Source organism: Metasolibacillus sp. FSL K6-0083, assembly GCF_038630865.1.
GTDB classification, from domain to species: domain Bacteria; phylum Bacillota; class Bacilli; order Bacillales_A; family Planococcaceae; genus Metasolibacillus; species Metasolibacillus fluoroglycofenilyticus.
Window position 1 is genome coordinate 1,557,177 of sequence record NZ_CP152046.1, and the last position, 13,876, is coordinate 1,571,052.

Sequence of the window (13,876 nt, forward strand, 5' to 3'; positions counted from 1 at the left end):
TTACGAGCGATTCCAACCGCTTTATGAGCGAATTTAGCCATCTTACGAGCGAATTAGTCCTTTCTACCCCCTTGCTCAAAAAAACCACTCTGGTTCAGCAACATGATTAAGAAAGAGTTTTGGTAAACACCGTTAAAGCCAGTGTTCATAACACTTTCAAAGGAAATCAACTCCATTTTACCCAAACATCAAAAGCGTCCCAAAAGCCGGCAACTGTACGGCTTTCGGGACGTCTTTATTTATTCTAATTCAATTAATAAATCACCTGTTGAAATCGCATCACCTGATGCAGCGTAAATTTCTTTGACAACACCATCTTTCGGCGCTTGCACCGTCGTCTCCATTTTCATCGCCTCTGTAATTAACAAGTGGTCGCCTCGTTTAACCGCGCTTCCTTTCGACACAACTACTTTCAGCACTGTGCCTGGCATCGTTGCCGCGATTTGATTAGGATTGGATGGGTCTGCCTTCAATGCCACACTGCCATCTACTTCGACTGTTAAATCTTGAATGACAAGCTCACGTGATTGACCGTTTAACTCAAAGTAAATGATGCGCGTACCGTCATGCTGTGGCTCTCCTATCGACACAAGCTTAACGATTAATGTTTTACCTTTTTCGATTTCAACTTCAATTTCTTCTCCTAGCTTTAAGCCGTATAAGAAGGTTGGCGTATCTAACACGGATGTGTCACCAAATTGTGCATAAATATTCGCGTATTCTTCAAATACTTTTGGATATAACGCATATGCTAGCACGTCTTTTTTCGTGACAGCGCGTCCGATTTTCTCTGTCAATTCTGCTGTTAGCTGTTCAAAATCAACTGGTGCCAATAGCTCACCAGGACGCACAGTAATCGCCTCTCGCTCCTTTAACACAACACGCTGTAAGTCCTGCGGGAAGCCACCATGCGGTTGACCTAAATAGCCTTGGAAAAACTCGATAACAGAATCTGGGAAATCAATACCTTGACCTCGCTCCAAAATATTATCTTCAGTTAAATCATTTTGTACCATGAATAATGCCATATCCCCAACAACTTTTGACGATGGCGTTACTTTAACAATATCACCAAACATAAAGTTTACTTGAGAGTACATTTTTTTCACTTCATCCCAGCGGTCTCCTAGTCCAACCGCCTTTGCTTGCTGCTGTAAATTACTATATTGTCCACCTGGCATTTCATGTACATAAATTTCTGAATGTGGGCTGTTCATACCACTCTCAAAATCTTTGTAATATTTGCGTACATCTTCCCAGTAATAGTTTAATTGCTCTAATGACTCGATGTCAGCGCGGATTTCGCGACTAGCACCCTTCGTCGCATAGTACAGCGAGTTAGCGCTTGGTTGTGATGTTAAACCAGCCATTGAACCTAAAGCCGTATCGACAATATCTACACCTGCTTCAATCGCCTTTGCATACAAGTAAATGCCATTACCGCTCGTATCATGGGAATGCAAGTGAATTGGTAAGCTTGTTGCATCCTTTAGCTCTGCAATTAGGCGATATGCTGCTTCAGGTTTCAATAAGCCTGCCATATCTTTAATCGCCAAAATATGTGCACCTGCTGCCTCTAGTTCACGTGCCATATCTTTATAATACTGTACCGTATATTTTGCACGAGTATCATCTAAAATATCGCCTGTATAGCAAATAGCTGCCTCTGCGATTTTCCCGCTATTCCGCACTTCATCAATCGCAACCTCCATACCTTTAATCCAGTTCAAGCTATCGAAAATACGGAACACATCGATACCAGATGCAGCCGATTCTTGGATAAACTCGCGAATTAAATTATCTGGATAGTTCGTATAGCCAACAGCATTTGCTCCGCGCAGTAACATCTGGAACAGCACATTTGGCATTTGCTGGCGCAGCTTTTCTAAACGTGCCCAAGGGTCTTCCTTTAAGAAGCGATAAGCAACGTCAAATGTTGCTCCCCCCCACATTTCAAGCGAGAAGAAGTTATGCATCATACGCGCCGTATGGTCTGCGATTTGGAACATATCCTGTGAACGCATGCGTGTCGCTAAAAGCGATTGGTGCGCATCTCTAAACGTTGTATCCGTCAAAAGTACATCATTTTGCGCTTTAATCCATTCAACTAAGCCATCTGCACCACGCTCATCTAAAATTTGCTTTGTGCCAGCAGGCGGCGGTGTTAATAAATCAATTTTCGGCTTATTTGGCTGAACAAAAATAGGCTTTGTTCGCTTTTCCACCCCTGGAAAACCATTCAATGTTACGTTTCCAATGTAGTTCAAAAGCTTTGTCCCTCGGTCTTTTCTTTCTGGGAATTCGAATAACTCTGGTGTTGTGTCAATGAAGCTTGTATCAAATTGTCCATTTAAAAATTTCTCATGCACAACAACATTTTCTAAAAATGGAATATTTGTTTTTACTCCACGAATACGGAATTCACGTAAGTTTCGATCCATTTTAGCTGCTGCCTGAGCAAATGTCATACCCCATGTTGAAATTTTAACAAGCAATGAATCATAGTAAGGTGTAACAACAGCCCCTTGGAAGCCGTTCCCTGCATCTAAGCGTACACCAAAGCCGCCGCTTGAGCGATAAACCATTAGCTTTCCTGTATCTGGCATGAAATCATTTGTTGGGTCTTCCGTCGTTACGCGTGATTGAATCGCATAACCGAATAATGGAATTTTATCCTGCGCTGGGATACCAATTAATTCAGAGTGTAGTGCATGCCCTTCAGCGACTTTAATTTGCGCATGAACAATATCAATTCCTGTAATCATCTCAGTAATTGTATGTTCTACTTGAATACGTGGATTCACTTCGATGAAATAAAAATCATCGCCTGCTACTAAAAATTCCACCGTACCAGCATTAATATAGTTAACATTGCGCATTAATTTCACTGCTGCATCACAAATACGTTGACGTAAATCTGCCGAAATGGAATTTGACGGCGCAATTTCCACAACTTTTTGGTGACGGCGTTGGATTGAGCAATCCCGCTCATATAGATGGACAATTTCGCCTGTCATATCCCCTAAAATTTGCACTTCAATATGCTTCGGCTTAACAATGCATTTTTCAACATATACTTCATCCGACCCAAAGGCTGCTTTCGCCTCTGACTTGGCTCGTTCATATGCCGATGCAAGCTCATCCTTTGTTTGCACCATGCGCATCCCGCGTCCTCCACCGCCTAAAGCTGCTTTAATCATAATTGGGTAGCCATATTTTTCAGCAAATGCTTCTACCTCGCCTAAATCAGCTACAGGTCCATCTGTCCCTGGGATAACAGGAATATCTGCTTGAATGGCTTGCTCACGCGCTTTTACTTTATCGCCAAACATATCTAAATGTGCAGAAGTTGGTCCAATAAATTGAATCCCCTCTTCCTCACAGCGTCTAGCAAAATCAACATTTTCTGATAAAAAACCGTAGCCGGGGTGAATCGCATCCACTTGTGCATCTTTTGCAATTGAGAGTATACTTTCTATGTCTAAATAGGCATCAATTGGCTTTTTGCCAGCCCCTACTAAATAAGCTTCATCTGCTTTGTAGCGATGATAAGCGCCGCTATCCTCGCGTGAATAAATCGCAACGGTTTTAATACCTAGCTCATTACACGCCCTGAAAATTCGAATAGCGATTTCCCCTCTGTTTGCTACTAATATCTTGCTAATTTTCTTCATTCCTCAAAATCCCTCCTATGATTGCTTACGCTTATCAAATTTATAGTACATAGAAATATTAATTAATATTCCCATCGCTAACGATAGTAACAGTATTGACGTACCACCATAACTAATAAATGGCAACGTAACACCGGTTAAAGGGAAAATCCCTGATAAACCTGACAAATTTAAAAACGCTTGGAAGCCAATCCATACAGCAATCCCACCAGCAATCATTCGCGCTAACGGGTCTTTTGTCGTCATAGCAATATATAAGCCTCGTAATACAATAAAGGCAAGTCCAACAATAACAATTCCTACACCGAGCACACCGAGCTCCTCAGCTATAATAGCCATAATAAAATCCGTTTCTGGGTGTGGCAAATAACCGAGCTTTTGAATCGATTGCCCAAGCCCTCGACCTTCAAGCCCCCCCCCACCGATTGCCAAATAGCCATTAACAATTTGATAGCCAGAACCATTAGCATATTCAAATGGGTTTTTTAAAACTAAAAGTCGCCCCATACGACTTTCGTTAATAATATCATCTTTAATTAAAAAAACAGCCCCTATAATAACCGTGCCAAAAACCCCTAAAACAGTCGCAAACTTTCCTAATGTTTTCCCCTTTATACCGCTAAACATAAGGACAGACATGGCAATTACCCCAATAATCATAATCGCCCCTAAATCGGTTTCCATACCGACACTAAATAAAATGATTAACCAAATAGAAATTGGGTAAATGATATCATTCGGTTGCACATTTTGAATGGAGTTTTCCCGCAGTCCTTTTTTATAAAGTGAGCCTGCAAAGTATAATATAACGAATAGCTTTGCATATTCAGAAGGTTGGAAGTTCATGGCGCCAAATAAAGAAATCCAACTTTTAGAGCCACCTGCTTCAATTCCCTTAACATTAACCCAAAGGAGCAAAATCGCCATCACACTCATCAGTATAAAAAGAATGCTTTTATTACTGTAATGCTTGTAAGGAAAAAGTGCCCCAGCTAAAAATGCTAGCGCTGCGATTTTTAAATTGGTTAGCTGCTTCAAATAATAATAATCTGGAGGTCTCTCTTCCGTAATAGCTACCATCATGCTCGAACTGTAAATCATAACAAGCCCGAATAAGCACAAGAATAGATATGTAAAAAACAATGGATAGTCAAAATTGCGAAAATAAGTAACTAAATATTTTTTCATTTCAAAAAACCTCGTTTAGAAAAAAAACTCAAAGCGCGTAAAGCGTTTGAGTTTTTTTATTTTTCTGTATACGCATCATGTAGAAGAGATAATTCTTTTTCTAATGAATCAAGAATTTCTTTTCCTCTATCACGCTCAATTAAGCCGAGTTTCACAGCGAAATCAATTTCACGTGATAAGCCAAACATTTGTGTATCTAATACTTCTTCATATAAAGGACACTGTGGCATTGTTAAGTGGTCCATCTGCACTTTAATTAAGCGTGCAATTTTCTCTGCATCCGCCTGTAATAATGTTAATGCCTTTTCCTGAAAAGAAGATTGTGCTTTAGTATCCATGAGGACGCCCCCATTATCTGATATTTCTTGGATTGTATATTAATAAATTTTATCTTTTAGTGAGTAAAAATGCAAGTATCTATATAAGCAATCTACTCTTTTGTCATACATTGTTATGAAAAAGGTCTATTAAACTAGCAAAAATTGTGGAAAATAATTATTTTCTGATTTTCTATTTTCTTCTCATCACGAATTGATTATTAAGCTAGAAAAACGGTATACTATAGTTTGATGTAAGTAAGAAGGAGGATTTCATGAAGATGCAAGAAATAATTCCGATTAAAGGTGCTGTTACATATAACTTAACGCTAGATCCAACTGTTTGGATTTTTGATGACCGCAAGCTTGATTTAAAAACATACTTTGATGAAAAGCCTGCAGTGGAAGATGAAGAAAAATATTTACGTGAGGTTGGTGCACATTGGTCGCGTGAAATTATGGAAGGAGCTGTATTCCCTCCTACGTTAAAAACGGAAAGAAAATTCGACCGTAAAGGCATGATAACGGGGACATTCGGCATCGAGATTAAACCTTTTTTAAACAACGCTGGCATAAAAGAAGAGGCGACAGAAGTTGTTTTTGAATGCCGCAATGGGGAAGAACACACCTTTTCAATCGAGGAAGCAAAAACACTCATTTTTAAATACAGTCAAGATGGCAAACCGTTAACAGAAGACGGACCAGTCCACATTTTATTCGCTGATGGCTCAAACGTTGATAACCCAATTACACATGTAGATGCTATTCGTGTTCAATAGGAGGAAAATTAGTTATGCGTGTTAAATGTGTCATTTGTGATACAGTACAGCAGCTTGAGGACGATTTACCCCTCGCTAAAAAGCTGCGCAATCGACCAATCCATACGTATATGTGCGATCCTTGCTATACACGCATTGCCAACAATACAGAAAAAAGGCTCGCTACAGGAAAGTTTCAATTTTTCCGCACATCTTCAAAATTTGATGAGGAATTTTAATTAAAATCAAAAAACGAGGCTGTCTCACAAATATACTTGCTAGACAGCCTCACTCTATATAGGGAATAATCGTCAAATGACCTGATAGCTACCCCGTCTCCCCCTTTTTCACAAGCTTTCTTTCCACCAACTCAACAAGCTGATACATAATCGTTGCAAATACGGCAATAATCATTAGGGCTAAAAAAACAAGATTAAAATTAAATACTTGGAAGCCGTAAATAATCAAATAGCCTAACCCTTTGGCTGATACGAGAAACTCCCCAACAATTACGCCAACCCATGATAATCCAACATTCACTTTCAATGTCGAAATAATGGTAGGAAATGATGCTGGCAATATTGCCTCTTTAAAAATTTGCGCTCGATTTGCGTTAAATGTTTGTAGCACCTTCACATAATTAGCATCCACTTCAGTAAAAGCTGTATAAATGACAATCGTGGAAATAATAACGGAAATAATCGCACCCATTGTAATAATAGAGGGCATGCCTGGCCCCATCGCTACAATTAAAATAGGGCCTAGCGCCACTTTCGGCATGGCATTTAGCACGACAAGATAAGGGTCTGCTACTTTTGAGAAAAACGGAGACCACCATAAAATAGCTGCGATGATTGTACCGAGCAATGTACCAATAATAAAGCCAAGTACCGTTTCAAATAATGTAATATTAACATGGGACATTAGCGTTCCATCAGACCACTTCTCAATAAACAGATGCCACACTTTTGAAGGAGCGCTAAAAATAAGCGGGTCAATCCAGCGCATTTGTGAGGCCATCTCCCATAGTCCAATAAAGCCAATGATAATTAATAATTGAAAGCACCGAACGAGTCGCTTTTCTTTTCTTAACAATGCTCTATACTGCTCATGAAGAAGTTGAATGTTCAAGGCTTTCAAGCTCCTTCCAAATGCTTTGAAAAAACCCGCCATAGCTCGAATGTGTACGAGCCTCAAATGGTGTTAAAGCTGCTAATTCTAGTGGCACATCGAAAATCTTATGAATCGTCCCCGGCTTGGCACTCATTAAAATGATTCGGTCACTCATGGCGATGGCTTCGCCAATATCATGTGTCACTAAAATAGCTGTCTTTTCATAGCTTTTTAACATCGCACAAACTAAATCCTCCAGCTTTAATTTCGATTTATAATCGAGCGCTGAAAAAGGTTCATCCAGCAATAATATTTTAGGGTCTACTGCTAATGTTCGTGCTAAAGCGACCCGTTGCCGCATGCCTCCCGATAGCTGTCTTGGAAATTTCTTTTCGATATTTGGCAAACCTACAGCCTGCAATAATTGATGCGCCATATTTTTAGCCTGCATTTCATCACACTTTAATAATTTCAAACCAAGCACGACATTTTCCTCGATTGTTTTCCATGGAAATAAATAGTCTTGCTGTAGCATATAGCCAATGGATGTATTTTGGTCATCGACCGCAAATGTAACATCGCCTGCCGTTGGTTCAAGCAAGCCTGCAATAATTGAAAGTAACGTAGATTTTCCGCAGCCGCTAGCACCTAAAATGGAAACAAATTCACCCGGCGCAACAGAGAAATGAACATTATGCAATGCCTCCGTTGCTACCTCTTTGGAAAAATACGTATGATGTATATGATTAACTGTTAGTATCGCCATATTAATTCATTGCTTTCTCAGCAAATGAATTATCGACCAACTCATTGTAATCCATCCTTCGTGGTAGCTCGCCTGCCTGCTCCATAACATCTTGCAGCAGCTTCCATTCTGCCTCATCTAAAATAGGGTTTTTAGCATATGATTCCTGTGCACGATAACGTTCTACAACTGTAGCAATTAATGTGATCTCAGTATTTTCAAAATAAGGGGCAATGGATTTGGCAACATCTTCTGCGCTGTTCGCATACACCCAATTTTGCGCTTTTTGAATGGCGCGTGTAAAGCTTTCCGCAGTGGCTGCTTGCTTCTCTAGATAACTTTTCTTTGACATGAAAGTAGTGTATGGCAAATGCCCTGATTGTGCACCAAAAGAAGCGACGATATACCCAACACCTTCCAGCTCAAATAAGCTAGCAGTTGGCTCAAACAATTGCACAAAATCGCCTGTGCCTGAAGCGAAGGCTGTTGCAACATTCGCAAAATCAATGTTTTGAATGAGCTCTAAATCATTATGTGGGTCAATGTCATGCTTTCTGAGCACATATTCCCCAGCCATTTGAGGCATTCCACCTTTACGTTGCCCAAGAAAAACAGAGCCTTTCAACATTTCCCACGAAAAATCGTCAATCTTCTCTCTCGCTACTAAAAATGTGCCATCCGTTTGTGTCAATTGAGCAAAATTAATAATGGCATCATTTGCTTCTTGTGCATTCACATAAATTGAAGTTTCCGAGCCTACAAGTGCTACATCAATACCATCTGATAATAATGCTGTCATCGTCTTATCGCCGCCTGCAATCGTCCTTAAATCAATTTTCAAGCCTTCGTCCTCAAAAAAACCTTCCTCAATAGCTACATAAAGTGGTGCATAAAAAATAGAGCGTGTCACCTCCCCAACCCGAACTTCCTTTAGCTCCTCCTCCTTACAAGCACCCATTGTTAGGAGTAATAAGCACGATAGCATCACAAGAAAACTTACCGTCCTACGTCTAAGCATTGTCAAACCTCCCCACATGCGACTGTTATATCTAGAGTAGCGTATGCACTGGAGGAAAAAAGTGTGCGCTCACATGAAATAACCTAGCAAAACTACTATCAAGTCGGAGTTGTCTGAAAAATCCATTTTGTTTTGACATCGCATTAAAATAAATGTTTTCATCGCTTCCCTTTTACTGAAGGGTAACGCTGCTAAAGCCAATGTTTATCCCATTTTTAAAAGAGGCGTTTTCTGTGTATATGAATCACCATTTTGTGAAACATCATCGCTACTATCCAAAATGTCGACTATGCACAGCTTTTTGGATAGCCCCGTGTTCAGATTTTTTCAAGCTAATTGATGAAGATTAGCCTAAAACTGTCACGCCCTGTGACATCCACTGGAGTTTGGACCAACACATTGTTTATCATTCTGTCGTTCCCGCAAGATGCGGTGGCTTTAGACTGAATTCCTCTTTATTAGCAGATGTTTGGAATCGGTCTAAGGCTTGTGTTCATCACGCCACCTATAGACGGTGAGATAAAGGTATTATTTCGAATAAGTTCAAAAAATCTAGATGAAAATTAGCCGAAGCGTAATTGATTTAAGCATTATTCGAAAACGTGTAGATTAATTAAAATTAGAATGATATTTCAAATTTAGCTCTAATGAATTATTTTTTGTATTCCAACCATACTATCCTTGTTTGAAAAAAATAAGAAAAGGAAGTGTAGTATGGGAATACTTACTGGAAATCCAAAAGATGAGCCATTACATTATGGGGAAATATTTAGTATTTGGTCAAGTTTAGCGGCAGACTACGGCATGATTGCTGGTTATCAAACATTTTATAATCACGCTGGCGACGAAGATTTAAAAAAAGTAGTAGAAGACATTATTGATGTTTGTAAAGAAGAAATAAAGCAGTTAGAAAAAATACTAAAAGTAAATGGCATTGGTTTACCACCAGCTCCTCCTGAGCGACCTGTAGCAAGATTAGAAGATATTCCTCCAGGGGCAAAGTTTAATGACCCCGAGATAAGTGCGGCACTTAGTCTCGATATTGCCGCTGGATTAGTTGCATGTAGCCAAGCTATGGGTACTTCAACTAGGGAGGATGTTGCATTAATGTATGGTCAATTTCACACTGCAAAAGCTTTACTTGGTGCGAAATTATTACGCTTAAATAAAACAAAGGGCTGGCTTGTGCCTCCACCATTACACTTAAATTATCCAAAGAAATAAAAAGCCATTAAAAAATGAAAAAACAGGGGTGCTGTGCAAAAAGCGGCACCCTCTTTCAATGCAACGAAAATTTACCTTTAACTTGTTTCATTATTTACCTCGCTGTAAAATGGCTAAATTCAGTGTTTACTACATTTCTGAGGACATCCAACTTTCCTTTCATGAAACACAAAAAACGTCCCAAAACAGTGCTTAGCACGCTTTTGGGACGCCCCATCTGCTTTATTAAGAGAATAATTTTTCTACTTCGTTTAATAAAGTAGTAAAATCGCCCTCTCTTGTAGATTATCTTTACTCATTATTCTCCAGTAGCCTGCTCGCGCTTTTCTCGCCATAAGCGTGTTTTATAAATAATTAAAATTAACGCGGCGATGACTAAACCTTCAATCATCGGTAGGAAGAAAGCAAAGAATGTTAATAAAATACAGCCGACAAACAGAAATGTATAAATAATTATATTTTTCATTAGCGGTAACTCTCGTGCAAAGCCTAGTTTAAATACTAGTGCCGATAAAGCAAAAATTACTAATAGCGTAATATATCCGGGAACTGTATAATCTACTACGCCATTCGCATCGATGCTTGCAAAATATTCATAAATAAACCGCGTAATCCCTGACATACTTTCATATACTTTAGTGTCATTAATCGTTGCAACAGATGTAGATGCTTGAATCAAGTATGGTGCTAAATTCAACAACATTACTCATCCTTTCACATGTTCACGCGAAATTATTGCTCCATTTCCGCGTATTTTTTCTTTTTCGCAATACGTTCACGTTCGTTTTTATCTAAAATTTGTTTACGTAAACGAATTGACTCTGGTGTTACTTCTAAATACTCATCATCGCTTAAATATTCTAGCGCTTCCTCTAATGTCATAATGCGAGGCTTTTTAATGATATTTGTTTGGTCTTTCGTAGCAGAGCGAATATTCGTTTTTTGCTTCATTTTTGTAATGTTCACGGTAATATCGTTTTCACGCGTATTTTCGCCAACAATCATGCCTTCATACACTTCTGTGCCCGGCTCAACGAATAATGTACCACGATCCTCTACCTGCATCATACCATAAGTTGTCGATTTACCATTTTCCATTGAAACAAGCACGCCTTGGTGTCGTCCGCCTACTTTACCTTGTACAACTGGCTTGTATGAATCAAATGTATGGTTGATGATGCCATAGCCTTTTGTAATGGACATAAATTCTGTCGTATAGCCAATTAATCCACGTGCTGGCACGTTGAAAATAAGGCGCACTTGTCCGTTACCGTTGTTCACCATATCAAGCATTTCACCTTTACGTGTACCAAGTGACTCGATTACTGAGCCTACACAATCTTCAGGTACATCAATTTGTACACGCTCGATTGGCTCACATTTGACGCCATCCACTTCACGGATAATTACTTGTGGCTTCGATACTTGTAGCTCAAAGCCTTCGCGGCGCATGTTTTCGATTAAAATCGATAAATGCAACTCTCCGCGTCCAGATACTGTCCATGCATCAGGCGAATCTGTATCTTCTACACGTAGCGACACGTCCGTCTGCAATTGTGCACGCAAACGCTCCTCAATTTTTGAAGAAGTAATCCATTTTCCTTCACGTCCTGCAAAAGGTGAGTTATTCACTAAAAACGTCATTTGCAATGTTGGCTCATCGATGCGTAATGGTGGCAATGCCTCTGGGTGCTCCACAGGGCATACAGTTTCCCCTACATTAATTGCTTCCATACCAGATACAGCAATTAAATCGCCTGCTTTAGCTGTTTGGATTTCTTCTCGCTTTAAGCCAAAGAAACCGAAAATTTTTGTTACACGGAAGTTTTTCACCGTACCATCAAGCTTCATCAATGATACTTGCTGACCAACGGAAATTGTTCCGCGCGCAACACGTCCGATACCGATACGGCCTACGAAATCATTATAATCTAAAAGAGCTACTTGGAATTGTAATGGCTCATCTGAGTTATCAATCGGTGCTGGAATGTGCTCAATAATTTGCTCAAACAAGCATTTCATATTTTCCTCTTGCTTTGCAGGATTTGAATCAAGGCTTGCTGTACCATTTACACCCGATGCATAAACAACTGGGAAGTCCAGCTGGTCGTCGTTTGCATCGAGCTCGATTAATAATTCAAGCACCTCGTCCACTACTTCTGTCGGACGAGCTGAATCTTTATCCACTTTGTTGACAACAACGATTGGTGTTAAATTTTGTTCCAATGCTTTTTTTAATACAAAGCGTGTTTGAGGCATACAGCCTTCATAAGCGTCCACTACTAAAATAACGCCATCTACCATTTTTAAAATACGTTCAACCTCACCACCAAAGTCAGCATGCCCCGGTGTATCTAAAATGTTAATGCGTTTGCCTTCATAATTTACTGCTGTATTTTTAGCAAGGATTGTAATGCCGCGCTCGCGTTCAATATCACCTGAGTCCATTGCGCGCTCTTCCACTTGCTCATTTGAACGGAATGTCCCCGATTGTTTTAATAATTGGTCTACTAAAGTTGTTTTTCCATGGTCAACGTGTGCGATAATCGCGATATTACGTAAATCTTGACGTAAGTTTGTCATTATTCCACTCCATATTCTTTTTTCGAATGTTTAACTGTGATATTATAGCATAAGAATAGTTAATTGTCTTTGTCAATTGATTGAACTGGTTTCATATAGAGGATAGTTTGGAGGTAAAAATCGTGAATAAAGCAAAATTTGTCATGTTCATTTATGCATTAGCTGCCATTTTGTCAATGGTTGGCATCGGCTTTTCTGTATCGCTAATCGGCGTAACAGGCACTGAATATGATAAAGCAGGCATTATCGGCGTTATCGCCTGTGTCATCGCTGTGTGCGCCATCTTTATCATGGCTTTCAAAACAAAGCGTAAATTTAAAGAGCAAGGGTTATTATAAAAAACAGCGCGAGAAAAAATTGATTTCTCGCGCTATTTTTCATTATATAGGCGATACTATTTATCAATGACGCCTCGTCTAACTCTAGTCCAAACTTTTTCAAGCTTGCGAGGGAAATCCCTCTTTTTACTTCAACTCCACATACTGCGCTAAAATCTCTCCATGAATTGATGGGTTAGCAATCATAAAGGTATCTGTAGTTAATAAATTAAATGGCTGTCCCTTTAAATTGCTTGCCAATGCGCCAACCTCCTGCGCGATAATAATGCCACCTGCAACATCCCAAGGGGAAAGACGCATAGACAAATAGGCATCCAACTTGCCACTAACAACAAAGGCGATTTCCATTGCCGCCGCACCGTATGACCTTGTCCCGCGTACCATTCGCACAAGTTCAATTAACTTTTCATGATTAACCTTTTTATTAGGCGTCACCCATATTGTATTGATTCCAATAACAGATTCCTCTAATTTCACAGGCTTTAGCTTGCGTAATGGCGTATCATTATACCAAGCACCTTGTCCTACAGTAGCACAAAATAAATCCTCGCGCATCACATCAAATATGTAGCCCAATTTTCCAACACCATCAACGAATATACCAATCGTAATCATAAAATGGCGATGCTGCTTGACGAAGTTCATTGTGCCATCGATTGGGTCAATAATCCATACAACCCCATCTAATGATTCCACCTTTTCCCCCATACCTTCTTCGCCTAAAATTTTATGTGAAGCATCAAATGCCTTAATTTTTTCAATGAAAAATAATTCTGTTTCTCGGTCAATATTTGTCACTAAATCATTTGCGTTTGATTTTGTTTCAATTTTTAAATCATAGGAAAATGCATTGCGAATTCGCTGCCCTGCCTGTTTAATAATCGTTTTCGCAAATAAATCTAATTGCTGTAAATCCAT

Annotated in this window: 13 protein-coding genes; 4 read left to right on the top strand and 9 right to left on the bottom strand. The window is 39.5% G+C overall.

Features of this window, described 5'->3' with window-relative positions:
* Positions 1-239: 239 nt before the first annotated feature.
* From pyc to MHB51_RS07465, 3 genes are read right to left on the bottom strand one after another with little or no spacing between them, the layout of a single operon-like run.
* A complete protein-coding gene (gene pyc, locus MHB51_RS07455) occupies positions 240-3,674 on the bottom strand; it encodes a pyruvate carboxylase (RefSeq protein ID WP_342472914.1) in 3,435 nt (1,144 codons plus the stop codon).
* Between the two features lie 15 nt (positions 3,675-3,689).
* Complete coding sequence (locus tag MHB51_RS07460; protein ID WP_066169651.1) at positions 3,690-4,862, bottom strand: FtsW/RodA/SpoVE family cell cycle protein; 1,173 nt, start codon at positions 4,860-4,862, stop codon at positions 3,690-3,692.
* A 56-nt stretch (positions 4,863-4,918) separates the two neighbouring features.
* Positions 4,919-5,200, bottom strand: coding sequence for a YlaN family protein (locus MHB51_RS07465; protein ID WP_066169650.1), 282 nt, complete (start codon positions 5,198-5,200; stop codon positions 4,919-4,921).
* A gap of 260 nt (positions 5,201-5,460) precedes the next feature.
* Here MHB51_RS07465 and MHB51_RS07470 point away from each other — a divergent pair, with 260 nt between their 5' ends.
* Together MHB51_RS07470 and MHB51_RS07475 are read left to right on the top strand one after the other, a co-directional pair.
* Positions 5,461-5,958, top strand: coding sequence for a hypothetical protein (locus tag MHB51_RS07470; protein WP_066169647.1), 498 nt, complete (start codon positions 5,461-5,463; stop codon positions 5,956-5,958).
* Positions 5,959-5,972: 14 nt separating this feature from the next.
* Positions 5,973-6,176: a YlaI family protein gene (locus tag MHB51_RS07475; RefSeq protein WP_066169644.1), complete on the top strand. Its 204-nt coding sequence runs from the start codon at positions 5,973-5,975 to the stop codon at positions 6,174-6,176.
* An 88-nt stretch (positions 6,177-6,264) separates the two neighbouring features.
* Here the strand turns inward: MHB51_RS07475 and MHB51_RS07480 are convergent, their stop codons facing one another.
* From MHB51_RS07480 to MHB51_RS07490, 3 genes are read right to left on the bottom strand one after another with little or no spacing between them, the layout of a single operon-like run.
* Positions 6,265-7,110 (bottom strand): ABC transporter permease, encoded by an 846-nt coding sequence (locus MHB51_RS07480; protein ID WP_342559300.1) that lies wholly within the window; start codon positions 7,108-7,110, stop codon positions 6,265-6,267.
* Positions 7,046-7,816, bottom strand: a complete 771-nt coding sequence (locus MHB51_RS07485; RefSeq protein ID WP_342559301.1) for an ABC transporter ATP-binding protein — start codon at positions 7,814-7,816, stop codon at positions 7,046-7,048. The genes MHB51_RS07480 and MHB51_RS07485 overlap by 65 nt, the downstream gene beginning before the upstream one ends.
* A gap of 1 nt (position 7,817) precedes the next feature.
* Positions 7,818-8,813 (bottom strand): ABC transporter substrate-binding protein, encoded by a 996-nt coding sequence (locus MHB51_RS07490; protein ID WP_066169637.1) that lies wholly within the window; start codon positions 8,811-8,813, stop codon positions 7,818-7,820.
* Positions 8,814-9,527: 714 nt separating this feature from the next.
* Between MHB51_RS07490 and MHB51_RS07495 the strand changes: the two genes are divergently transcribed.
* Complete coding sequence (locus MHB51_RS07495; RefSeq protein WP_342559302.1) at positions 9,528-10,037, top strand: DUF3231 family protein; 510 nt, start codon at positions 9,528-9,530, stop codon at positions 10,035-10,037.
* 298 nt (positions 10,038-10,335) lie between these two features.
* Here MHB51_RS07495 and MHB51_RS07500 read toward each other — a convergent pair whose 3' ends face one another.
* Both MHB51_RS07500 and typA read right to left on the bottom strand, forming a co-directional pair.
* Positions 10,336-10,659 carry a YlaH-like family protein gene (locus MHB51_RS07500; RefSeq protein ID WP_107943069.1) on the bottom strand — a complete coding sequence of 108 codons (324 nt, stop codon included), beginning with the start codon at positions 10,657-10,659 and terminating at the stop codon, positions 10,336-10,338.
* 110 nt (positions 10,660-10,769) lie between these two features.
* Positions 10,770-12,620 (bottom strand): translational GTPase TypA, encoded by a 1,851-nt coding sequence (gene typA / locus MHB51_RS07505; RefSeq protein WP_342559303.1) that lies wholly within the window; start codon positions 12,618-12,620, stop codon positions 10,770-10,772.
* A gap of 122 nt (positions 12,621-12,742) precedes the next feature.
* Between typA and MHB51_RS07510 the strand changes: the two genes are divergently transcribed.
* Positions 12,743-12,958 (top strand): DUF5325 family protein, encoded by a 216-nt coding sequence (locus MHB51_RS07510; protein WP_066169629.1) that lies wholly within the window; start codon positions 12,743-12,745, stop codon positions 12,956-12,958.
* Positions 12,959-13,084: 126 nt separating this feature from the next.
* Here MHB51_RS07510 and MHB51_RS07515 read toward each other — a convergent pair whose 3' ends face one another.
* On the bottom strand, positions 13,085-13,876 hold the full coding sequence (locus tag MHB51_RS07515; protein WP_342472919.1) for an inositol monophosphatase family protein: 792 nt from the start codon (positions 13,874-13,876) through the stop codon (positions 13,085-13,087).

Excerpts from the sequence above, each read along its gene's own strand:
- MHB51_RS07475 (WP_066169644.1), top strand. The coding sequence starts at position 5,973 with ATGCGTGTTAAATGTGTCATTTGTGATACAGTACAGCAGCTTGAGGAC.
- typA (WP_342559303.1), bottom strand. The coding sequence starts at position 12,620 with ATGACAAACTTACGTCAAGATTTACGTAATATCGCGATTATCGCACAC.
- MHB51_RS07460 (WP_066169651.1), bottom strand. The coding sequence starts at position 4,862 with ATGAAAAAATATTTAGTTACTTATTTTCGCAATTTTGACTATCCATTG.
- MHB51_RS07490 (WP_066169637.1), bottom strand. The coding sequence starts at position 8,813 with ATGCTTAGACGTAGGACGGTAAGTTTTCTTGTGATGCTATCGTGCTTA.
- MHB51_RS07470 (WP_066169647.1), top strand. The coding sequence starts at position 5,461 with ATGCAAGAAATAATTCCGATTAAAGGTGCTGTTACATATAACTTAACG.
- MHB51_RS07495 (WP_342559302.1), top strand. The coding sequence starts at position 9,528 with ATGGGAATACTTACTGGAAATCCAAAAGATGAGCCATTACATTATGGG.
- MHB51_RS07500 (WP_107943069.1), bottom strand. The coding sequence starts at position 10,659 with ATGTCAGGGATTACGCGGTTTATTTATGAATATTTTGCAAGCATCGAT.
- MHB51_RS07485 (WP_342559301.1), bottom strand. The coding sequence starts at position 7,816 with ATGGCGATACTAACAGTTAATCATATACATCATACGTATTTTTCCAAA.
- MHB51_RS07465 (WP_066169650.1), bottom strand. The coding sequence starts at position 5,200 with ATGGATACTAAAGCACAATCTTCTTTTCAGGAAAAGGCATTAACATTA.
- pyc (WP_342472914.1), bottom strand. The coding sequence starts at position 3,674 with ATGAAGAAAATTAGCAAGATATTAGTAGCAAACAGAGGGGAAATCGCT.
- MHB51_RS07480 (WP_342559300.1), bottom strand. The coding sequence starts at position 7,110 with ATGGCGGGTTTTTTCAAAGCATTTGGAAGGAGCTTGAAAGCCTTGAAC.
- MHB51_RS07515 (WP_342472919.1), bottom strand. The coding sequence starts at position 13,876 with ATGGATTTACAGCAATTAGATTTATTTGCGAAAACGATTATTAAACAG.